At 71.6% G+C, this 21932-nt stretch carries 18 protein-coding genes; 4 read left to right on the top strand and 14 right to left on the bottom strand.

Annotation, left to right across the window (positions count from 1 at the left end; all coding sequences use genetic code 11):
• Positions 1-109 precede the first annotated feature (109 nt).
• The 7 genes from G407_RS0112815 to G407_RS0112785 form a co-directional block, all read right to left on the bottom strand.
• Complete coding sequence (locus G407_RS0112815; RefSeq protein ID WP_029031115.1) at positions 110-2134, bottom strand: hypothetical protein; 2025 nt, start codon at positions 2132-2134, stop codon at positions 110-112.
• 270 nt (positions 2135-2404) lie between these two features.
• Positions 2405-3067 (bottom strand): hypothetical protein, encoded by a 663-nt coding sequence (locus G407_RS0112810; RefSeq protein ID WP_029031114.1) that lies wholly within the window; start codon positions 3065-3067, stop codon positions 2405-2407.
• 740 nt (positions 3068-3807) lie between these two features.
• The gene (locus G407_RS0112805) at positions 3808-5331 is read right to left on the bottom strand and encodes a tripartite tricarboxylate transporter permease (protein ID WP_029031113.1); all 1524 of its coding nucleotides are present in this window, start codon (positions 5329-5331) and stop codon (positions 3808-3810) included.
• An 11-nt stretch (positions 5332-5342) separates the two neighbouring features.
• Positions 5343-5819 (bottom strand): tripartite tricarboxylate transporter TctB family protein, encoded by a 477-nt coding sequence (locus G407_RS0112800; protein WP_029031112.1) that lies wholly within the window; start codon positions 5817-5819, stop codon positions 5343-5345.
• 79 nt (positions 5820-5898) lie between these two features.
• On the bottom strand, positions 5899-6894 hold the full coding sequence (locus G407_RS0112795; protein WP_029031111.1) for a tripartite tricarboxylate transporter substrate binding protein: 996 nt from the start codon (positions 6892-6894) through the stop codon (positions 5899-5901).
• Positions 6895-6993: 99 nt separating this feature from the next.
• Positions 6994-7803 carry a citryl-CoA lyase gene (locus G407_RS0112790; protein ID WP_029031110.1) on the bottom strand — a complete coding sequence of 270 codons (810 nt, stop codon included), beginning with the start codon at positions 7801-7803 and terminating at the stop codon, positions 6994-6996.
• Positions 7800-8990 carry a CaiB/BaiF CoA transferase family protein gene (locus G407_RS0112785; protein WP_029031109.1) on the bottom strand — a complete coding sequence of 397 codons (1191 nt, stop codon included), beginning with the start codon at positions 8988-8990 and terminating at the stop codon, positions 7800-7802. The genes G407_RS0112790 and G407_RS0112785 overlap by 4 nt, the downstream gene beginning before the upstream one ends.
• Positions 8991-9083: 93 nt before the next feature.
• Between G407_RS0112785 and G407_RS0112780 the strand changes: the two genes are divergently transcribed.
• A complete protein-coding gene (locus G407_RS0112780; RefSeq protein ID WP_029031108.1) occupies positions 9084-9743 on the top strand; it encodes an IclR family transcriptional regulator in 660 nt (219 codons plus the stop codon).
• Here G407_RS0112780 and G407_RS27520 read toward each other — a convergent pair.
• Complete coding sequence (locus G407_RS27520; protein ID WP_084327504.1) at positions 9646-10758, bottom strand: helix-turn-helix domain-containing protein; 1113 nt, start codon at positions 10756-10758, stop codon at positions 9646-9648. The two genes, G407_RS0112780 and G407_RS27520, sit on opposite strands and share 98 nt — an antisense overlap.
• Positions 10759-10901: 143 nt before the next feature.
• Between G407_RS27520 and G407_RS0112770 the strand changes: the two genes are divergently transcribed.
• The 3 genes from G407_RS0112770 to G407_RS0112760 all read left to right on the top strand — a co-directional run bounded on the left by G407_RS0112770 (position 10902) and on the right by G407_RS0112760 (position 13816).
• Positions 10902-11972 carry an alpha/beta hydrolase family protein gene (locus tag G407_RS0112770; RefSeq protein ID WP_156917574.1) on the top strand — a complete coding sequence of 357 codons (1071 nt, stop codon included), beginning with the start codon at positions 10902-10904 and terminating at the stop codon, positions 11970-11972.
• Positions 11973-12080: 108 nt separating this feature from the next.
• A complete protein-coding gene (locus G407_RS0112765) occupies positions 12081-13058 on the top strand; it encodes an ABC transporter ATP-binding protein (protein ID WP_052341317.1) in 978 nt (325 codons plus the stop codon).
• Complete coding sequence (locus G407_RS0112760) at positions 13055-13816, top strand: ABC transporter permease (RefSeq protein ID WP_029031105.1); 762 nt, start codon at positions 13055-13057, stop codon at positions 13814-13816. Before G407_RS0112765 ends, G407_RS0112760 begins: the two co-directional genes overlap by 4 nt.
• Here G407_RS0112760 and G407_RS0112755 read toward each other — a convergent pair.
• From G407_RS0112755 to G407_RS0112730, 6 genes are read right to left on the bottom strand one after another with little or no spacing between them, the layout of a single operon-like run.
• Positions 13788-15218, bottom strand: a complete 1431-nt coding sequence (locus tag G407_RS0112755; protein WP_029031104.1) for an FAD-dependent oxidoreductase — start codon at positions 15216-15218, stop codon at positions 13788-13790. The genes G407_RS0112760 and G407_RS0112755 overlap by 29 nt on opposite strands.
• Positions 15215-15820, bottom strand: a complete 606-nt coding sequence (locus tag G407_RS0112750; protein ID WP_029031103.1) for a cysteine hydrolase family protein — start codon at positions 15818-15820, stop codon at positions 15215-15217. Before G407_RS0112750 ends, G407_RS0112755 begins: the two co-directional genes overlap by 4 nt.
• The gene (locus G407_RS0112745; protein WP_029031102.1) at positions 15817-17877 is read right to left on the bottom strand and encodes a hydantoinase/oxoprolinase family protein; all 2061 of its coding nucleotides are present in this window, start codon (positions 17875-17877) and stop codon (positions 15817-15819) included. Before G407_RS0112745 ends, G407_RS0112750 begins: the two co-directional genes overlap by 4 nt.
• Before the next feature lie 31 nt (positions 17878-17908).
• Positions 17909-19645 (bottom strand): hydantoinase B/oxoprolinase family protein, encoded by a 1737-nt coding sequence (locus G407_RS0112740; protein WP_029031101.1) that lies wholly within the window; start codon positions 19643-19645, stop codon positions 17909-17911.
• On the bottom strand, positions 19642-20538 hold the full coding sequence (locus tag G407_RS0112735; protein WP_029031100.1) for an isocitrate lyase/PEP mutase family protein: 897 nt from the start codon (positions 20536-20538) through the stop codon (positions 19642-19644). Before G407_RS0112735 ends, G407_RS0112740 begins: the two co-directional genes overlap by 4 nt.
• Positions 20539-20549: 11 nt before the next feature.
• Positions 20550-21932 carry an MmgE/PrpD family protein gene (locus G407_RS0112730; protein ID WP_029031099.1) on the bottom strand — a complete coding sequence of 461 codons (1383 nt, stop codon included), beginning with the start codon at positions 21930-21932 and terminating at the stop codon, positions 20550-20552.

Raw genomic sequence — 21932 nt, 5'->3', positions numbered from 1 at the left:
TATTCACCACTACCAAGCCCATGGTTGTGCAGCCAAGCGACAAATTCGTAATTCTACGCAATTTTTAGGCTTGACAGCGGCACCACCCCACGTCCCACGAACCGCCGGCTCAGGCGCAGCGCGCGAGCAAGGACAGGTTGTCGTTGGCCGCCCGCGCGGCCGCCGCCAGGAAGCCGTCGTCTGCGTCGAGCCAGCCGGTGCGCTCGCGGAAGAAGTCGCCGTCGTCGTCGAAGTAGACGCGGGTGTCGGCGTCGTCGAAATCGATGGTCTCGATGCCGTCGCCGTCGAGGTCGAGCACCAGCGGGTCCTTGCCCGCGGCCCAGGCCATGGACTTGGCGATGCGCAGCAGCGCCGCCTGGAGGTTGGTGATCTCGTCGACGAGGCCCAGCACCTTGCCGAGCGCGCCCAGCCCGCCGGGCAGCGGCAGGATCTGGAGGATGGCGAGGAACGGGTTGGCGTTCTTGAACACCATGCCGAGATCGCCGAGCGTGCCGCCCTTCTGCGCGATGTCGTTGATCGTCGCGTTGAGGATGGCCACGCCCCAGGCGGAGGCCGCCTCGTCGTAGTCGACGATGCGCATGGCGCCGCGGATGCCGACCTCGGTCGCGTTGCCGTCCTCGTCGACGCCCGCCGCGGTGCCGAACTCGAAATTGCCGAACAGCGACGCCAGGCCGTCGAACATGTTGACGACGTAGAGATCGTCGCCCTTCTTGATGTAGTTGATGAAGACGAGGATGTTGTCGAAGTAGAGCGGGCTCTTCGCCAGCGCCAGCCCCGGCGCCGACGACCACAGCGCCCCGCCCACCGCCGCGGAGACGAGGAAGGGGATGTTGTTCGTGCCGCCGACGAGCGTGAAGCCGAAGAACTTCAGCACGTCGTTGGGCTTGGCGTCCATGATGGTGGTGCTCGGCCACCACCAGAAATTGTCGGAATTCTCCTTCTCGGTCAGGCTCGTGCCGTCCGGGCTGCGCCCGTCGATCGTGTCGCCGTAGAGGATGCCGCCCTTCGACGTGTTGAAGATCCAGTCGCGGCCGTTGCCGCCGATGGTGACGGCTTTTTCGCCGCCGATGGTGACGATGAAGTCGTTGCCGGCTCCACCGTCGAGCGTGAGTACGTACTCTCGTTCCGCGATGGCGCTGTTCGGGTTCTGAGGATCGAAGGGTTCTCCCGCCTCCACGGCCTCCGGCGCGAAACCGACCAGGAAGTCGTCCCCACCATTCCCAGCGCGATCGCCCCACTTCTGCCCGACGAGCCAATCCTCCCCTTCGCTGCCCTCGACACGCGTGAGATCGAAGCCGAGCGCGGAGAAGACCGCATTGGCATAGGCTTCGGACGGGGATTCCCCGGCAGCTGCTCTGGCCTCGATCTCGTCGTAGACGCGCTCGAAGAAGGGGTCGAAAAGCTCCTTGTACGTCTTGTAGGCGGCCTCGCCGAGCTCGGCGCCGACCTTCGACCCGAACAGTCCGCCGACGACGGCGCCGAGGATCGGCGCGAGCGGCCCGCCGACGCCCTTGGTGAACGCCTGCACCGCGCCGAGGCCGAGCGCGCCTCCGATGAAGCCGCCGATCGTCTCGAAAACGTACTTGACCCAAGTCTCGTTGGCGGCGTCCTCGTCGCCCTGCTCGCGAAGGTCGGCCGCGTACGCGGCGGTGATCCCGAACGAGAGGACGTCCCCGACGATGCCGAGCTTGTCGGCGATGACCGCCGCGACACCGACGAAGCCGCCCTTCAGGACGATCGGATCGTCGATCAGCCCGGTGACCTTCTGCCAGAGGCTCGGCTGATACAGCGTCTTGATCTTGGCATCGTCGATCAGCTGCGAGCGGAAGTCGCTTTTTGCGTTCGTGCTGTAGGAGCTGAGGCGATCAGGGTCTGCCTCGATGTTCTGTCGGATCAGAATGTAATCGTCAGCCGAGAGGTGACCGTTGGCCACACGCTCGTTCAGGAACTCGAAGGTGCCCTTGTAGGGCTCGGTATGCATCCCGAGCCGATCGAGCGCGCCCGGCTTGAACGCTCCGTCGGCGAGAAGGCGGCGATAGAAGGCGCCGTCGTCGGTCAGCAGCCGGAACTTCGCACCCTGGCCGTTGGTGATCGCGTCGAGAGCTGCTTGCGCCTCCGGCATGGAGCCGGCCATGAAGCGCTTGATCGCCTCGTCGCCGCGGTCGGTGCTGGGAACTGACGAATCGAGCGTCGAAAGATCAAAGTCCGGCTTAACGACTCTCGGGCTGCTCTCGATCAGCGCTTCGACGGCTAAAAGCGTGCGTCGTCTTTCCGGCCGATCTCGGCCAAAACATCTGGTAGAATTACAACCCGACTACCTTCGCGGGTCAATTGCGCCAAGCCTTGTATTCCACCGCCCTTAAACAGGTTGATGAGGGATCCCGCATCGACAATGATCATCTTCTCAGACATTGCTTGGACCCCCGAAGCGAACCCACTGCATAACCCTAGAATCCGCACGCTGTTTCAAAAATACGTACAGAACAGGATCATCAAAATCAGCATACTTGCCATTCAATAGCCCCTGACATACGGCAAGGGATGTGCTGAAATTGCTCCGATACAAGAAGCCATGCTTCTTGCACAGCTGTTGGACGAAATCGCCCCAGCGATTGATGTCTTTTCCTTTAGGAAATTCAGTGGCTGTGATGCGTCGAACGACCGAATTCATATACCGGTCGTCGAGCATCGCTTTCGTCACGAAGAGCAGTTCCCTCACGTGCGGCGCGGGTGCTCTGCCCATCGTCGAGCGAATGATGTTGAAATCCACGAACGCCCGCACCGCGGCGGCGTCGTTCGGGTCGATCCACCCGTCGGCCATCCGGCGAAGCAACGCCGGCGGCACCGCCAGCGTAAAGGGGTGCGCCGGCGAAAGATTGCGCTCGTCGGCGAGCCCGGCGAGATAGGCGTCGATCGCCTTCTCGTCCGCCGCGGAAATGTCGCCGTGGACACCCGCTTGCGCGAGCATCGGCCCGAAGGTCGGGTGGGCTCGCACCTGCTCCGTGAACCAGAGCGTATCGTCGACGCTCGGGAATTTCCAAGCGGTGTAGGTCGTTTCCGATTGCATCGTACTCACTCCTGCCCGCCTGCATTTACGTGGCGCACCCCTCCCGACAGGATCGAGCGACGTTGGCTTCGGGGCAAGCATCGGGCGTGCAGCCCCGAGCGATCGATCGGACGCCTCACCCACTGACCGCAACTTCTCGCCAGTCTAAGCTCCCCACTGCTACCAAGCCGGCGGTTATGCCGCCAAGCAATTAATTCGTGCTTTTACCGACATTTCACGCTTGAAAGCTGCACTACCTTCGGTAGGTGCTTTCGTCGGATCACCCAGCTGCCGCGCGCAACGCGAAATCGTCGTTGGCCGCGTCCGGGAGTGGCAGCGGCGTGGCGGAGAGGGTCGGGGAGCGGCGGGTCGTCGGGTCCACCGGGGGTGCGCGGCCGTTGCCGTTCAGGTCCAGCGCCAGGAAGCCGTCGTCCGCGTCGAGCCAGCCGGTGCGCTCGCGGAAGAAATCTGCGTCGTCGTCGAAGTAGACCCGCGTGCCGGCGTCGTCGAAGTCGATCGTCTCGAGGCCGTCGCCGCGAGGTCCGGCAGCCCGACGGCGAGGGCCGCGTTATCCAGGCGACGTTGTTGTGGGACGTGCTCGACCAGATGCCACAGGCGGGCGTCTGGCCGCTCGCGCCGCCGCTCGGCAGCCCGGAGGCGTGGCCGGCGCCAGTCACCGCCGAGGGCATGCGGCTCGAGCCTGCCGACCCGGAGATCTCCTGGCGCGGCTGCGCGAGATGCTGCGCCGCGGCCGAGCGTGATCAGTCCCCCTCGGCCACGCCCGCCTTGCGCAGCCGGGCGCGGCGGGCGCGCCAGCTCGGCAGGACGATCAGGACGGCTGCGAAGACCAACAGCCCGAGCGTCATCGGCCGCTCCAGGATGAAGCTCGGCCCGCCGTAGAGCTGCATCGCCCGCGCGAAGTTGTTCTCGAGCATCGGCCCGAGGATGAAGCCGATGAGCAGCGGCGCGAGCGGGTAGTCGGCGAAGCGCAGGATCGTCGCCATGACGCCGAGCCCCACGAGCAGCAGCAGCTCGGTGGTGTTGTTCTGGCCGATATAGGCGCCCATCAGGGTGAAGAACAGGATGAACGGGATGAGGTAGGTGCGCGGCACCGCGAGCAGCTTGGCGATGTAGGGGATCAGCGGCAGGTTGAGCACGAGCAGCACGACGTTGCCGATGTACATCGACATGATCACGCCCCAGAAGATGTCCGGCTGGTCGGTCATCAGCCGCGGGCCGGGCGTGACGTTGAGCGCGATCAGCGCGCCGAGCAGGATCGCCGTCGTGCCCGATCCGGGGATGCCGAGCGTCAGCAGCGGCACGAAGGAGCCCGTGCAGGCGGCGTTGTTCGCCGCCTCCGGCGCGGCGAGGCCCTTGAGCGAGCCGTTGCCGAACTCGGCCTGGTCCGCGCCCTTGGCGATGTTGCGCTCGACCGCGTAGCCGAGGAAGGAGGCGATCGTCGCGCCAGCGCCGGGCAGGACCCCGATGAGGAATCCCTGGATCGACTGGCGCCCGATCACCGGCGCGATCTGCCGCGCCTCCGCGCGGGTGATGCGCAGGCCCTTGATCTCGCTCGAGCCGCCGCCCTCGCCACGCTTCGAGCGCTTGGGATCGAGCACGAGGTAGAGCGCCTCGGGCAGCGCGAACATGGCCATCGCCAGGGTGATGAAGCCGATGCCGGATTGCAGCTCGAGGATGCCGCCGGTGAAGCGCGTCGAGTTGAACAACGCGCCCTGGCCGACGGTGGCGATCATCAGGCCGAGCACCGTCATCGTCAGCGCCTTGGCGACCTGGCCCGTGCCGGCGAAGGCGGCGATCGCCGAGAGGCCGACCACCATCATCGCGAAATATTCCGCGGAGTGGAACAAGAGCGCCACCGAGGCCAGCATCGGCGCGAAGATCATCAGGAGCACGGCGCCGACCGTGCCGCCGACGAAGGAGGCGATCGCGGCCACCGTGAGCGCCTTGCCCGCCTCGCCGCGGCGCGCCAGCGGGAAGCCGTCGAAGCTCGTCGCGACCGTGGAGGCGACGCCCGGCGCGTTGATCAGGATGGACGAGGTCGAGCCGCCGAAGATCGCGCCGTAATAGACCGCGGCGAGCAGGATCAGCGCCGCCGACGGGTCGCCGATCGAGATCGCGATCGGGATCATGATGGCGATGATCGACATCGGCCCCAGGCCGGGGAGCATGCCGATCAGCGTGCCGATGACGCAGCCGCCCACGACCATCAGGAGGATGCGCGGCTGGAGGACGATCTGCAGGGCGTCGAGCATCGGGTCGAGCATGGCGCGCGCCTTCAGAGGAAGCCGGGGAAGGGCCGCAGGTAGATGCCGAGCACCTCCTGCACGAGGTACCAGATCACCACCGTCGCGACGAGGGCGACCGGGAGGAGCACGTGCCAGCGCCGCTCGCCGAGCAGCGCCCCGCCGACCGCCAGGAACAGGACCGTCGCGGCCACGAAGCCGACCTCGTGCAGCCCGAAGGCGTAGAGCACCATCAGCCCGACGAGCGCCAGCGCCCGCCCGAGCTCGTACTCGCCGAGCCGGCGATAGTCGATCTCGCCCTCCTTCGGCGCGCTCTCCTTCGACGTGACGAGAACGACGAGCGCGAGCGCGGCGCCGGCGACGGCGAGGATCTTCGGGAAGGAGCTCGGCCAGACGGGGTTGCGCTGCATGAACGGCGGAACCGCCTGATCCATGAGGAAGAAGGCCGTGTAGCCGTAGGCGCAGCAGATCGTCAGGAAGACGACGGCCACCCAGCGGTCGAGCGCCATGACGGTGGCTCCCGGAAGCGACGAGGACGGGGGAGGGCGGCCCGCCACCCGGCGGGCCGCCCTCGGCGGTCGGGTGCGATCAGAGGAAGCCCATGCGCTTCATCAGGTCGCCCATCTCCTTCTCCTGCGCCTCGAGGAAGGCGGTGAACTCGTCGCCGCGGTTGAAGATGTTCACCCAGCCGTTGCGGGCGCGAACCTCCTCCCACTCGGGCGTGTCGTACATCGCCTCGAGCACGTCCTGGTAGGCGGTGAGCTGCTCCTCCGGCAGGCCCGGCGCCGCGAAGAAGCCGCGCCAGTTGATGAAGGTCGAATCGATCCCCTGCTCGCGCAGCGTCGGCACGTCGGGCGCCGCCGGCACCCGCTCGGGCGCGGTCACGGCGAGAATCTTGATCTCGCCGGCCTCGGCGAGCGGCACGGCCTCCGAGAAGCCGGTGGAGAGCGCCTGGATCTCGCCCGACAGGAGCGCCGCCATCGCTTCGCCGCCCGCATCGTAGGGGATGTAGTTGACCGTCAGCGGGTCGATGCCCGCCGCCTGCATGGCGATCGCCGCGACGAGGTGGTCCATCCCTCCGGGCACCGAGCCGCCGCCGAAGGAGACGGACGCCGGGTTCGCCTCGAAGGCCTCGAGCAGCTCCGTCATGTCGTCGAGCTCGCTGTCGGCGCGCACGACGAAGGCCGCGTAGTCGCCGATCGTGCCGGCGACGGGGGTGAGATCACGGAAGGTGGTGTCGATCTCGCCGTTGAGGCCGCGGATGATCAGCGGCGTCGAGTTGACGAGGAGCGTGCCGTAGTTCGATTCGGCGTTCTCGATCAGGTAGTTCATCGCCACGCCGCTGCCGCCGCCGGACATGTTCTCGTAGGTCGCGGTGCCGACGAGGCCGGCGTTGGTCAGCGCCTCGCCGGTGCCGCGGGCCGTGCCGTCCCAGCCGCCGCCGGCGCCGCCGGGAACGATGAAGTGGATCTTGTCGATCTGCGGCGCGCTCTCCTGCGCGCTCGCACCGAGCGCGAGCGCCGCGAGCGAGACGCCGAGCGCGGCGGACAGCGCGGTGCGGCGGGTGAGAGTGATGGATGCCATGGTCGTTCTCCCGTCTTCATGTCGATTATCGTTGGCGCGGCGCGCCTTCGGCGGCCGCAGCGAAGGGGCAGGCTCGCATTCCTACCGCCGTCTTGTCCATCAATCCTGCGGTGCACCTCCTTCCCGGGGGCCCGTGTAGGTCCAGCGATAGCCCGGCGGCGTCGGGCCTTTGTTGCGCCCGCCCTGCTCCATCTGCTCCCAGGCGTGGGCGAGGCAGCCCACCGCGCGCGAGAGGCAGAACAGCCCCCGTGCCAGCGGCGGCGGGAAGCCGAGCTCGCAGAAGATCACCGCCGTCGCACCGTCGATGTTCATCGGCACCGGCTTTCCGGCGCCGCGCGCGAGATGCGCCTCGACCGCGCGGGCGATCGCCGCGAAGGCGCCCTCCACCACGCCTGCCGCGGCGGCCTCGTCGACGAGGGCGAGGAGGCGCGGCGCGCGCGGGTCGACGGGCTTGTGGAAGCGGTGGCCGAAGCCGGGCACGTAGCGGCTCGTCTCGGCGCGGAAGTGATCGACGACGGCCGGCGCGGCGTCGGGTCCGCCCGCTGCGCGGATCGCGCCGTAGAGCGCCGCCGCCTGCTCGCCGGCGCCGCCGTGGACGTCGTCGAGCATGTTCACCGCCGAGGCCAGCGCGCCGTTGAGGCCGAGGCCGCAGGTCACGGCCATGCGTGCCGTGGCGATCGAGGGCGCCTGCGGGCCGTGGTCGACGGCCGCCACGAGGGCCGCCTCGAGCAGCCGCGCCTGCGCCTCGCTCGGGAGGTCGCCCCGCAGCATCAGCCAGATCATCTGGGGGAAGGTGGCGGCCCCGATCAGGCCCTCGATCGGCCGGCCGCGGATGGCGATGCGGCCGGGCTCCATGTCGATGATGGCGGTCGACCACCAGTCGGCGACGTCGTTGCGCACTTCGCTCATGCCGCACCCTCCCGCGCCAGCCGCTCGATCTCGTCGGGTCCGTAGCCCAGCTCGCCGAGGATCGCCTCCCTGTGCTCGCCGAGCCGCGGTGGCGGCGCCTCGACCGACGGCGTCTCCCCGTCGATCCGCACCGCCGTGCGCATCAGCCGGATGTCGCGCCCGACGCCCGGCGGGTCGGCGAAGCTGCCGAGCAGCCCGCGCGCCGCCACCAGCGGATGGGCGAGGATCTCCGGCACGGTGAACACCGCCCCCGCGGGCACGCCGAGCCCGTTCAGCTCGCGTGCCCAGTCCCGCGCCGGGCGCGTCGCGAGGACGCGCTCGAGCTCGTCCTTGAGCGCGGCGCGGTTGGCCTTGCGGTCCTCGCGGGTGCGGAAGCGCGGGTCGTCGAGCAGGTCCTCGCGGCCGAGATGGCGGGCCAGCGCGCGCCACTGCGCGTCCTTGTTCGCGGCGATGTTGAGCGGCGCGTCCGCGGCCTGGAACGTCCCGGACGGCGCCGAGGTGACGTTCTCGTTGCCGACCGGCGCCGGCGCGACACCCGCGACGAGCCAGTTCGAGACGACCCAGCCCATGGAGGCGAGGACGCTCTCCACCATGGAGACGTCGAGGAAGGCGCCGCGCGGCTTCGCCTGGAGCGCGGCGGCGACCGCGAAGGCCGCCGTGAGCCCGCCGATCGTGTCCGCCACGGGGAAGCCGACGCGCAAGGGGGCGCTCTCGGCATCGCCCGTGATCGACATCACGCCGGCGACGCCCTGGACGATCTGGTCGTAGGCCGGCCGGTCGGTCCACGGCCCGTCCTGGCCGAAGCCGGAGATGGCGCAGTAGACGAGGTGCGGGTTCACCGCCTTCAGGGCCTCGTAGCCGACGCCGAGCCGGTCCATCACGCCCGGGCGGAAGTTCTCGACGAGCACGTCCGCGCCCGCCACCAGCCGGCGCAGCACCTCGCGGCCGGCCTCCTGCTTGAGGTCGACCGCGATCGAGCGCTTGCCGGCGTTCTGCGCCAGGAAGGACACCCCCATCAGCGCGGCGTTGAGCGTCGGGTCGGCCCCGAGCTGGCGCGCGAGGTCGCCGGTGCCCGGCGCCTCGACCTTGATCACGTCGGCGCCGAGATGGGCGAGCTGATGGCAGCAGAACGGCCCGGCCAGCACGTTGGTCAGGTCGAGAACGCGGATGCCTGCGAGCGGCTTCATGCCGTCTTCCTCCCTGCCTCCACGCTAGACGCGGCGCCCGCGATGCCACAAGACGTCACGGCCGGCATTCCGCCAGGCGGAACGGAGGGCGCGATGCGCGAGGAGCGGGTGGAAAGCGTCGAGCGGGCGCTGTCGATCCTCGAGGCCTTCGGCTCGGAGCGCCGGGCGATGAGCCTCGCGCGGCTCGCCGAGGAGACCGGCCTGCCCAAGCCGACGATCCTGCGCCTGTCCGCTTCGCTGATCCGCTTCGGCCACCTGCGCCGGGACGGCGACGGCACGTTCCGGCTCGGTCCGTCGCTGTGGCGGCTCGGCACGCTCTACCGGCGCACCTTCGGCATGGGGGACGCCGTGCGCCCCGTGCTGCGCGCCCTCGTCGCCGAGACGGGGGAGAGCGCGTCCTACTACGTGCGCGAGGGCGACGAGCGCATCTGCCTCTATCGCGAGCTCTCCCCGCGCGGCGGCGGGCAGCGGCTCGACGAGGGCCAGCGGCTGACGCTCGGCCCGGGCGCCTCGTCCTGGGTTCTGCTGAGCTGGGCCGAGCCGCACGCGCGCCACGGGCTCGACCGCGTGCGGGTCTCCCGCGGCGAGCGCAATCCGGGCCTCGTCGCAGTGGCGACGCCGGTGCTCGCGGAGGATGGCCGGCTGCTGGGTGCGCTCACGCTGTCGGGCCCGCGGGAGCGGATGGACGAGACGGCGCAGGCCCGCGCGGCGGCGCTGCTGCCGGAGGCGGCGGCGCGGATCCGGATGGGATAGGGGAGACGGCGGCGCGTGCGGCCCGCCAGGCGCTGGGGCTCGCGCCGGTGACGCGCAGGAACTCGCGGTTGAAGTTCGACTTCGTGCCGAAGCCGCTCTCCAGCATCGCCCGGGTGACGTCCGCGCCGTCCGTGAGCAGCGCGCAGGCGCGCGCGACGCGATGGCCGTTGACGAAGCGCGAGACGTTCTCGCCGCGCACCCGGTTGACGGCGCCCGACAGCGCCTTCGCCGGCACGCCGAGCCGGCGGGCGAGGCGTGCGAGCGTGAGGTCCGGGTCGAGATGCGGCGCGTCGCGCGCCATCAGCGCCTCGAGCCGCGCGACGAGGGCGGCGTCCTGCTCCTCCTCCCGCGGACCGCGCGACGGGGGAGGGGCCTCGCGCGCCGCCGGCTCCGCTTCGCCCGGGGCCGGGCGCAGGTCGCGCGACAGGGCGAGCCCGCCGATGGCGACGAGCGCCAGCGCCGTGAAGACACTGATGATCGGGTCGCGCCAGGCGCCGGCGAGCAGCACCTGGTCCGCCGCGATCAGCGCGTCGCTCGCCGCCGAGCCGAGAAGCAGGACGCCGATCGTGCGCCAGGTGAGCCGTGGGACCTCGCCGCTCTCGAGCCGTGTGCCCGGGAGCGCGGCGCCGGGGCGCGCGGCGCGGAGGAGGGCGAGCCCGTAGCCGGCGAAGGTCGCCACGACCACGACGTCGACGGCCGCCGGCGCCAGCACCACGCTCGCCGCGGCGAGCAGCGGAACCGCGCCGTGCGCCGCGTCCCGCGGGCCGAGCGGGCGCAGCGCGGCGGCGACGAAGGCGAGCCAGGCGAGGGGCGGCAGGAGGGTCGCCGTCATCGGCTGGAGCGGGCGCAGGGAGGCGGCGCCGTAGTGCTGGACGAGGGCGACGAGCGTGCCCTGCGCCGCGCCGGCGGCGATGAGCGCGAGGAGGAGCGGCGTGCCCTCGCCGCGCGCGAGCGCCCGCACCAGCAGGAAGAGAAGCACCAGCGAGGCGACGAGGGGGACGGGCAGGACGAGCATCGGGGCGGCGGAACTCCGGACGGACGCGCCACCCTAGACCGAGAACCGGTTCGCGGACGACCTCGAACCGGTTCTCGGACGCGCCCGTCCGCGCTCCGCGGCATGCCGGAAGGGTCACGAACACACCTTCGGAGCTTCGCCCCATGCCCCTTCCCACTATGCCCCTTCCCACCATGCGCCTCGCCGCCGCCGTCGCGCTCCTCGCCCTCGGCACCACCGCCGCCGCCCAGCCCGTCGGAACCTCGCCCTTCACCGCCCCCGCCGCCCACCACGGCGCGCCGCTCGTCGGCGACGTGTTCTATCCGGCGGGCGCCGGTGGCAGGCGCGCCCGCGTCGCCGAGAACGCCGTCTTCGTCGGCCTCGATGCGCGCGTGGGCGGCGCGCCGGCGGACGGCCGGCACCCCGTGATCCTGCTCTCCCACGGGATCGGCGGGCACGTGCGCTCGCTCGCCTGGCTCGCGGCGGGGCTGGCCGAGCGCGGCGCCATCGTCGTGGGCGTGAACCATCCGGGCAGCACCTTCGGCGACTTCGAGCACGCGCGCGCCCTCGATCATTGGACCCGCGCTCAGGACCTCTCCGCCACGCTCGACGCGCTCCTGGCGCACCCGACCTTCGGGCCGCATGCCGATCCCGCCCGGATCTATGCGGCGGGCTTCTCGTTCGGCGGCTTCACCGCGCTGTCCATCGGCGGGCTGCGCGGCGACCTCGGCGCCTACACCGCCTTCTGCGGGAGCGCCGCGCCACACGTCGCCCATTGCCGCGAGCTGCGCGCCGCCGGCGTCGACCTCTCCGCCCGCGAGGCGGCGCTGTGGGACGCGTCGTACCGGGACCCGCGCGTCGTCGGCGTCGCCGCCATCGATCCGGGCCTCCACGCCGGGCTCGGCCCAGCGCACGCGGCGGACCTCGTCGAGACGATGGTGCTGGTCGGGCTGGGGGAGGCGGGCGACCGGCTGATCGCGACCGATTTCACCGCCGGAGGCTCGGGTTTCGCCGGCGCCGTGCCGCAGGCCGACGTCGTGGTGCTCGCGCCGGCGAACCATTTCACGGCGCTCCCGGTCTGCACGCCGGAGGGCGCCGCGCTCCTCGCCGAGGAGGGCGACGACGCGGTCTGCACCGACCCGCCCGGCACCGACCGCGCCGCCGTCCACGACGCCATCGTCGCGGCGATCGCGGACGGCTTCGGCCTCGTGCCGGAGGGCCGTGTCATGCCGTGAGCGGGTCCCTCCCGCCGCACCCCTGCGGCGGGAGCCCTGGACGAAGCGGCGCCGCTCCTCCATGTGAGGCGACGAGACGCATCCCCCGAACCTCCCCCGGGAGACCCCATGAGACCCGCCGCGCATGCCCACCCGGCGCCGCCGCCCTTCGGCGCGGACGACGCCGTCATCCGTGTCGAGGGGCTGGAGAAGACCTACGCCTCCGGCTTCACGGCGCTGAGGAACGTCGACCTCGCCATCCGCCGCGGCGAGATCTTCGCGCTCCTGGGCGAGAACGGCGCCGGCAAGTCGACGCTCATCGGGGCGATCTGCGGCCTCGTGCGCCCGAGCGCGGGTCGCATCCTCGTCGACGGCCACGACGCAGTGGCCGACTACCGGGTCGCCCGCACCAAGATCGGCCTCGTGCCGCAGGAGCTCCACGTCGATTCGTTCGAGCGGGTGATGGATACGGTCGCCTTCTCCCGCGGACTGTTCGGCAAGCCGCGCGACGCCGCCTTCGTCGAGGGTGTCCTGCGCGACCTCTCGCTCTGGGACAAGCGCGACGCGAAGATCATCGCGCTCTCGGGCGGCATGAAGCGGCGCCTGCTCATCGCCAAGGCGCTCGCCCACGAGCCCGACATCCTGTTCCTCGACGAGCCGACGGCCGGCGTGGACGTGGAGCTGCGCCGGGACATGTGGCGGATGGTGCACCGCCTGCGCGAGCGCGGCGTCACCATCATCCTGACGACGCACTACATCGAGGAGGCCGAGGAGATGGCCGACCGCGTGGGCGTCATCCACAAGGGCGAGATCCTGCTCGTCGAGGAGAAGACCGCGCTGATGCGCAAGCTCGGCCGTCGCGAGCTCGTGCTGCACCTGCGCGAGCCGATCGCGGCGATTCCCGAGGCCGTCGCCCGGCCGGCGCTCTCCCTCGACGGGGAGGGCCGCACGCTCACCTACGTGTTCGACAGCCAGAGCGAGGACACCGGCATCGCCGACCTGCTGCGCCGCCTGGCCGAGGCCGGCATCGAGGTGCGCGACCTCGCCACCTCCGAGAGCTCGCTCGAGGAGATCTTCGTCTCGCTCGTGAAGGGGCGCCCGTCATGAACCTCAACGGCATCCGCGCCATCTACATGTTCGAGATGAACCGCTTCCGGCGCACGATCATGCAGAGCGTCGCCGCGCCCGTGCTCTCGACCTCGCTCTACTTCATCGTCTTCGGCTCGGCCATCGGCTCGCGCATCGACACGGTGGAGGGCATCGCCTACGGCGCCTTCATCGTGCCGGGGCTGATCATGCTCACCGTGATCACCGAGAGCCTGACGAACGCGTCCTTCGGCATCTACCTGCCGAAGTTCCAGGGCACGATCTACGAGCTCCTGTCCGCGCCCGTCTCGGCGGTCGAGACCGTGATCGGCTACGTCGGCGCGGCGGCGACGAAGTCCGTGCTGATCGGCTGCCTGATCCTGGCGACCGCGCGCATCTTCGTCGACTACACGATCCTCCACCCGCTCTGGACGGCGGCCTTCCTGGTGCTGACCTGCACGGCCTTCAGCCTGTTCGGCTTCATCATCGGGATCTGGGCGGACTCGTTCCAGCGCCTGCAGCTGATCCCGCTGATGGTGGTGACCCCGCTCGCCTTCCTGGGCGGCACGTTCTACTCGATCACGATGCTCCCCGAGCCCTGGGACACGGTCGCGCTGTTCAATCCGGTGCTGTATCTCGTCAGCGGCTTCCGCTGGAGCTTCTACGGCGTCGCCGACGTGGCGCCCGCGGTGAGCCTCGCCATGACCTTCGTGTTCATGCTCGTCTGCCTCGCCGTCGTGGCCTGGATCTTCAGGACGGGATGGCGGCTGAAGAGCTGAGCGGCCGCCGGCGGGAGAGCGCGGCCGCCGCTCTCCCCGCGGCGTACCCCCACCCGACCGCCGTGAGAAGCCCGTTTCCCGAGAGGTAGCCGGACGCCTTCGAGCCGGAAATGCCGCAGGCGGCCCCGCCGGCGGCGTGGAGATTGGGCAGGGGCGTGCCGGCGGGGTCGAGCACGCGGGCGTTCGCATCGACCACGAGCCCGCCCTGGGTGTGGAAGAGCGCGCCCGTCACGCGCACCGCACGGTACGGCGGAACGAGCGGCGGGACGCCCGCGAAATCGCGGCCGAAGGCGTCGGCGGCGCCCTGCGCCTTCAGGCGCTCCACCTCGGACAGCGTCCCGGCGAGCGCGTCGGCGGGGAGGCCGAGGCGCGCGGCGAGCGTCGCCGCATCGGGCGCCTCGATCACGGCGCCCTGCGCCTCGGCCTGCCGGAAGTCCTCGAACTGGCGGGCGATCCCGGCGATCCGGGCGTCGAAGATCGAGTAGGCGATGCCGCCGGGCTGCGCGATCACGCCGGCCGCCGCCTCGGAATAGCCGTGGCTCTCGTCGGCGAAGCGGCGGCCCTCGGCGTTGACCTGGACACCCCCCTCCATGAGGCACGCCCAGGTGATCAGGATGCCGTGCGGATGCGCCACCGAGCCGTGGCCCTGGTGGCCGGAAAGGTGGCGCGTCGCGGCGCCGAGCGCCTCGCCCCAGAGCACGGCGTCGCCCTGGTTGCCGGGATGGCCGAAATAGAGGGCGTCGCGCATCTGCGGGATGTGCCTGCCGACGAGCTCCCGGTTGCCGCCGTAGCCGTTGCAGGCCAGCACGAGCGCCCCGCAGCCGATGCGCTCGCACGACCCGTCGGGCCGGGCGATCTCGACGCCCGTGACCCGGCGATCGCCTGTCGCGAAGAGGGTCGTGGCGTGCGCGCCGGTGAGGATCGCGACGTCGGCCGCCTCGGCGGCCTCCCGCAGCCGATCGACCAGCTCCTCGCCGGAGCGGCTCGGCAGGCCGTGCATGCGCAAGGCGGAATGGCCGGGATAGCGGAAGTCGTCGACGAGGGAGACATCGAGCCCATGCGCATCCGCGAGCCATTCCAGCACGGGCGCGGAGAGGGACGCGAGCCGCGCGACGTCCGCGGGATCGGGCTCGTGCTCCGCCTTGGCGAGAATGTCGCGCGCGAAGCGCTCCGGGTCGTCCTCGACGCCCGCCGCTGCCTGCCAGCGGGTGCCGGCGGCGGGGATGAGCCCGGCCGAGAGCGCGGTCGAGCCGCGCGGCAGCGGGTCGCGCTCGAGCACCACGACGTCGGCGCCGTCACCCCGTGCGGCGAGCGCCGCGACGAGCCCCGCGGCGCCGGCACCGACCACGAGGACGGGGGCCTCGGCGTCGTAGTCCGGGGTCTCGAAGCGGACGGTGCTCATCGCGCGATCTCCGCCAGCGCGTCCGCGATCGTGGCGAGGCGCGCCACCGGGGCGAGGGCGGCGAGCGCCGTATCGTGCACCTCCTGCGAGAAGGCCGCGCAGCCGTCGGTCAGCACCGTCGCGTCGATGTCGCGCACGTGGGCGTCGCGCACGGTCGACGCCACGCCGCCATTGGTGACGATGCCGCAGACCAGCAGCCGGTCGATGTCGAGCTTGCGCAGCACCCAGTCGAGGCGGGTCATGTAGAAGGCGGAATAGGCCACCTTCTCGATCACCACGTCGGCCGGCTGGAGGGTGTCGACCAGCGTGTGGCCCCAGGAGCCGGGGAGGAAGTCCCCGCGCCGCAGGAACGGCCGCATGGCCATGAGATGCGGCGACACGATCGGCTCGCCCCCGCGGCCGGGCTGGAGCGTGAACTGCGCCGAGATCACGAGCCCGCCCGCCGCGCGCATCGCCTCGGCCAGCGGCTTCACGCGATCGGGGAGGGCGGCGATCGCCGCCGAGGTCTGCCCGCCGCGGGCATAGGCGCCGTCGGGGTGGAGGAAGTCGTTCTGGAGGTCGACGATCAGGAGGGCGGTGCGGGTGGGATCGATCGGCGTCATTGCGCCCTCTCCACGATCAGGTTGCCGAAGTCGTCGACCCGCGCCACGAGACCGGGATCGACGACGGTGGTGGCGTCGGGCTGCTCGAGGATGGCGGGCCCGGGGATCACCGCGCCGACGGGAAGGTCGAGGCGGGCATAGATCGCGGTCTCGTGGAACGCGCCCTCGAAGAAGACCGGGCGCGTGCCGCGGGCTGCGGTGTCGAGGCGCGCGTCCGCCGCGGGGGCGAGCGCCTTCAGGTCGAAGGCCGGGCGCCTGCCGATGGCGGCCGTGCGCATGGAGACGATCTTCACCGGAATGCCCGGCAGCAGCCGGCTGAACGCAGCGCCGTAGGCCGCCTCGAAGGCCGCGCGCACGATGTCCGCCGTCACCGGTCGGCCGTCGAGGCCGGTGCCGGCCGGGAGCCGCGCGGCGACCGTGTGGGTCTGCCCGAGATAGTGCATGTCGAATTCCGTGACGATCTCGATCCCCTCGGTGGCGAGACCCGCGCGGGCGACGACGGCGCGGGCCTCTCGCGCGGCCGCGGCGAGGCGCTCCTGCAGGGCGGCCTCGTCGAGACCGTCGAGCATCAGGTTGAGGGTGAGCACCTGATCGTGGCGGATGTCGGCGATGATGCAGCCCAGAGCCGAGGTGACGCCCGGATACCGCGGCACGAGCGCCGATTTCAGCCCGACGTCGCGGATCAGCGCCCCGGCATGAAGCGCGCCGCCGCCGCCGAAGGGCACCGCCGCGAAGGTCGCCGGGTCGTGCCCGCGCTCGATCGAGACGAGCCGGATGGCGCCCGCCATCTTGGCGTTGGCGACCTTCACGATCGCCTCCGCCGCGTCCATGGGCGAGAGCCCGAGCGGCGCGCCGATGGTGCGGGCGATGGCCGCCGTCGCGGCCTCGACGTCGAGGCGTGCGAGCTTGCCGCCGATCGGGCGCTCGGCATTGATGCGGCCGAGCACGATGTTGGCGTCCGTGAGGGTGGGGCGCTCGTTGCCCTGGCCGTAGGCGACCGGCCCCGGGCGCGAGCCCGCGCTCTCCGGCCCGACCGTGATCAGCCCGCCGGCGTCGACCGAGGCGATGGAGCCGCCGCCGGCGCCGATCGTGGCGATCTCGATCATCGGCGTGCGGATGACGAGGCCGAAGTCGATCGTGGTCTGCGCCGCGAGCGCGGCCTCGCCGCCGGCGACCAGCGACACGTCGAACGAGGTGCCCCCGAGATCCGCCGTGATGACGTTCTCGTAGCCGGCCGCCCGGGCGATGGCGGCGGCGGCGATGACGCCGGCGGCGGGGCCAGACAGCGCGGTGCGCACGGGCAGGCGCCGGGCGGTCCCCGTCGACATCACCCCGCCGTTGGACTGGACGATGTGGAACGAGCCGGGGAAGGCGGCCGAGCCCAGCGCCTCCTCCAGCTTGGCGAGATAGGAGGCGACGACCGGCATCAGGTAGGCGTTGAGCGCCGTCGTCGAGGAGCGCTCGAACTCGCGGATCTCGGGCAGGATCTCCGACGAGGCGCAGACGTGCGGGTTCGGCCACACGGCGCGGGCGGCCTCGAGCGCCGCGCGCTCGTTCGCGGGGTTGGCGTAGGCGTTGACGAAGACGATGGCGAGCGCCTGTGCGCCCTCCGCCAGCAGCGCGCGGGCCGCAGCCGCCACCTCGGCCGGGTCGATCGCCTGCCGGACCGTGCCGTCGGCCAGCGTCCGCTCGGCGACCTCCAGCCGCATGCGCCGCTCGGCGATGGGCTCGAAGTCGCCCCACAGGCCCCAGGTGTGCTGGCGATCGCGCCGGCGCATCTCCAGCACGTCGCGGAAGCCGGCGGTGGTGATCACGCCGATCGTCGCGCCCTTGCGCTCGAGCAGCGCATTCGTGCCGACCGTGGTGCCGTGGACGATGGCGCCGAGGTCGGCGACGTCGCCGAACGCGGACAGTCCGTCCAGGAAGCCCGACGCTTCGTCGCCGCGGTTCGAGGGCACCTTCGCGGTGCGGAACGTGCCGGTCGCCTCGTCGAAACAGGCGAGATCGGTGAAGGTCCCGCCGACGTCGACGCCGACCAGGGTGCGGGAGGCGGTCATGTGCGTGTTCCTCGAACAGGTGGTGCGCCCGTCATCGTCCGACCTCCCGCAGCCGAGCGGTCTCCGCCGCATCCACCACGCCGTCGACGTCCACCGCCACGCCGTACGCCGCCCGCGCGGCCTCCCGGCCGACGAGCCCGTTGGCGACGTCGCGCGCCACTGCGGACGGCGCACGCCGGAACGGGTCGCCCCAGCCGCCGCCGCCGGGGCTCTCGAGACGGACGCGTCCGCCCGGCTCGATGCGCACGCCGGTCACCTTGGAGACGAAGGGCGGCTCGCGCGGGCCGTCCGCCGTGTCCCAGGTGAACCGGTTGGTAGCGGCCGGCGCGCCGCCGGCGACGCCCGCGGGCGGGTACTTGCCGCGCTCGCCGAGCAGCGACACCTCCGCGCCGTCCTCGGCCAGGGCCTCGACCTCGTAGACCGCACCGACGCCGCCGCGATGCTCGCCCGGCCCTGCCGAGTCGGGCCGCAGCGCCCATTGCGTGAACATCACCGGATAGGACGCCTCCAGGATCTCGGCGGGGGGCATCGTCGCCGTCGAGATCGGGTTGTTGGCGTGGTTGAGCCCGTCGCTCTGCGGGTTGCCGCCGAGGCCGCCGCCGAAGAAGGTGAACATCACCCAGCGCTTTCCGTCCGGGCGGTGGCCCGAGAGCGAGAGCGCGTTGATGGTCCCGAACGGCCCCGCCGTCGCCCGCGCCGGATCGGCCTCGGCGAGCGCGCCGAAGACGACGCCGATCATGCGCAGGATCGTCTCCGTGTAGCCGGCGACGGGGCGGGGCGCCGAGACGCCGAGGAAGGTCGTCTCGGGGATGTCGAAGGCGATCGGCCGCAGGCAGCCGGCATTGGCCGGCACCTCGGTGAAGACGTGCTTCAGGGCGACGTAGCAGGCGGCGACGGCGGTCGAGCGGGCGATGTTCACCGGGCCCCGGCAGGGTGGCGACGAACGGGAGAAGTCGAGCCGCATCTCGTCGCCGGCGATGGTCACCGCGAGCGCGATGGTCAGCCGCTCGTCCGTGATGCCGTCGTTGTCGAGGTAGTCCTCGTAGGCGTAGGTCCCGTCCGGCAGCGAGCGGATCGCCTCGCGCATCAGCGCTTCCGCGCGTGCCGAGAAGGCCTCGAAGGCCGCCTCGATCGTCGCCTCGCCGTATTCGTCGACGAGCGCGTGGAGGCGCCGCTCGCCGAGGTCGAGGGCGTTGAGCTGGCCGTTGAGGTCGCCCCAGTTCGAGTCCGGCACGCGGGAGTTGGCGCGCAGGATGGCGACGATGTCGTCCTGCAGCACGCCCGCCCGGAACAGCCGCACCGGCGGGATCAGCACGCCCTCCTGGAAGCACTCGACCGCGCGCGGATTGTAGCCGCCGGGCACGTTGCCGCCGATGTCGAGCCAGTGGCCCACGGAGGCGAGCCAGCAGAACAGCGCGCCGTCGCGGAAGATGGGCCGCACCAGCCGGAAGTCGTTGAGATGCGTGCCGCCGGCGTACGGATCGTTGAACAGGAAGACGTCGCCGGGGGCGAGGTCGCGCGAGCGCGCGACGTGGTCGATCACGGCGCGCACGGCGAAGGCCATGGCGCCGACGAAGATGGGCAGGCCCTTCGCCCCCTGCACCAGCGTGTCCCCGGTGTCGCGGTGGTAGAGCCCGTGGCAGGCGTCGCGCGCCTCGGCGATGATCGGGTTGAAGGCCGAGCGGTAGAGCGTCGCGTCCATCTCGTCGGCGATCTGCGACAGCCGCCCCTCGAGCACGGCGAAGGTGACGGGGTCGAGGCTGCTCACGCGTCGCCCCCCGAGCCCGTCCCGCCGGCCTCGTAGCGCGCCCCGCGGGCCAGCATCTCCGGCGTCCCGATGAGCGCGTTGAGCTCGTCGAAGCTGAACATGCGGTCGGCGAACGGAGACGAGGCGCCGTGGGCGGCGAGGGTCCGGTAGAACTCCTGCGCCGTGCGGGCGAGCACGCGCACGATCGCGCCGGGGAAGATCACGAGCTTGAACCCGAGCCGCTGCAGCGCGTCCGCCTCGGTGAGCGGCGTATGGCCGCCCTCGACCATGTTCGCCATGAGGGGCGCGACGCCGCCGAGCGCCGAGACGATGCCGGCGAGCTGGGCCTCGCTGCGCGGCGCCTCCACGAAGAGCACGTCCGCGCCCGCCTCGGCGTACAGATGCGCCCGCTCGATCGCGGGCTCGAAGCCCTCGACCGCGACCGCGTCCGTGCGGGCGATGATCAGCGTGTCCTCGCTGGCGCGGGCGTCCACGGCGGCCTTGATCTTGCCCGCCATCTCGGTCGCCGAGATCACGCCCTTGTCGGCGAGGTGCCCGCAGCGCTTGGGGAAGGTCTGGTCCTCGAGCTGGAGAGCGCTCGCCCCCGCCCGCTCGAAGACGCGCACGGTCCGCTGCACGTTGAGCGCGTTGCCGTAGCCGGTGTCGGCATCGACCACGAGGCTGGCGTCGACCCGGTCACGGATGAGCGCGAGCTGGTCGGCGACCTCGCTCATCGAGACGAGGCCGATGTCGGGGCGGCCCAGGCGCGTGTAGGCCTGCGCCGCGCCGGAGAGGTAGAGGGCCGAGAAGCCGGCCTCGACCGCGATGAGCGCCGTCAGCGCGTCGTAGACCCCGGGCGCGACGGTGATGGCGTCCGCGTTCAGGCGGTCCTTGAGCGTCGTGGGATTTCCCATTCTCTTCTCCGTCAACGCGCGATCAGCGCGTAGATGTCGTTCAGGCCCGTCGCTGCTTCCAGCCGGCCCAGCGTGGCGAGGAGCAAGCCTGCCGATCGCGCGCCCCAGACGGGCGTCGCGAGCTCCAGGAATTTCTCGGCGATCTCGCCCTCGTCGTAGGGATCCTCGGTGTCGCCGCGGTTCGTGAAGGTCGTCTCCTCGACGGTGCGGCCGCCGGAGAGGTCGATCCGGACGCGTGCCGCACGCTCCGCCGGCAGCCGGGCCGTCAGCGCCTCGTCCTCGCGCACGACGACGCGCCGCGCGAGCGCGAGGACCCGCTCGTCCGCCCGTGCGGCGTCGCGGAAGGCGTCGACCGTGGCCGCGCCGTGGACGAGCGTCGTGGCGATCGAGAAGGGCAGCGAGAACTTCGCCGCGAGCATGTTGTGCGGCTGCGGGCTCGCGAGCTGCGCGGCCCAGACGTAGGTGTCCACCTCGATCCGCTCGATCGCGTCGGGCGCGACGCGCTCGCGGGCGGTGATCCGGGCCAGCGCGTCGAGGGCGGCGTGATTGTAGCGGCAGCAGGCGTGGCGCTTGAAGTAGTTGCGCGCGATCTCCCAGCGTGTGCCGAGCTCGGCCGTCATCTCCTGCGGCCGCCAGTCGTCCGCGGCCACGGTGCCGTAGACGGTGCCCACCCCGTCCGCCTCACCGGTGAACCCGGCGCAGACCAGGTCCCAGACGGTGAGCCCGATCTGGTTGGAGAAGCCGGCGAAGCTGTTGCGCACCGTGCCGCCCTCGAGCATCGTGCGCCGGCTCGTGGTCAGCCCCAGCGAGGAGGCGACGCTCATCGCCTCGACGATCTGGGCCGCGGACGCGCCGTGGAGCTTCGCCACGGCGACGGCCGCCCCCACCGTGCCCCAGGTGCCGTGGGGGTGCATGCTGACCCGCAGCTTCGAGGCGATGCCGATGCGGGCGCCCACCTCGTAGCCGAGCGCGATCGCCGTGATGAGGTCGCGGCCCGTCGCGCCCGCTCGCTGCGCGGCGATCAGCGCGGCCGGCACGACGTGGATGCCCGGATGGCCGCGGGCGTACTGGTTGCCCTCGTCGAGCTCGAGCGTCGTCCCCGCCGTGCCGTTGAACAGGGCCGCGGCCGCCGCCGACCCGCGCAGCCGCGCGCCGATGAGCGGGTGCGGGCCGACGCCGACGGTGGCCAGGAGGCGCTCGGCGAGCGCCTTCGTCTCGGGCTCCTGCGCGCCCGCCGCGATCGCGGCGATGCAGTCCGCCACGACGAGGCGCGTGCGCGAGACCACCTCGCCCGGCAGGTCCTCCCAGGCCAGGCTCTCCGCGAAACGGCCCCAGTCCAGCGCCCAGCCGGGCGTCGCGGGGCGGGCCGGCACGGGTTCGGCGACGATGCGCAT

The organism is Salinarimonas rosea DSM 21201 (assembly GCF_000429045.1).
In the GTDB taxonomy this organism is placed as follows: Bacteria; Pseudomonadota; Alphaproteobacteria; order Rhizobiales; family Beijerinckiaceae; genus Salinarimonas; species Salinarimonas rosea.
The sequence above is the reverse complement of the archived record's forward strand: the minus strand, read 5'-3'. Positions and strand labels throughout refer to the sequence as shown.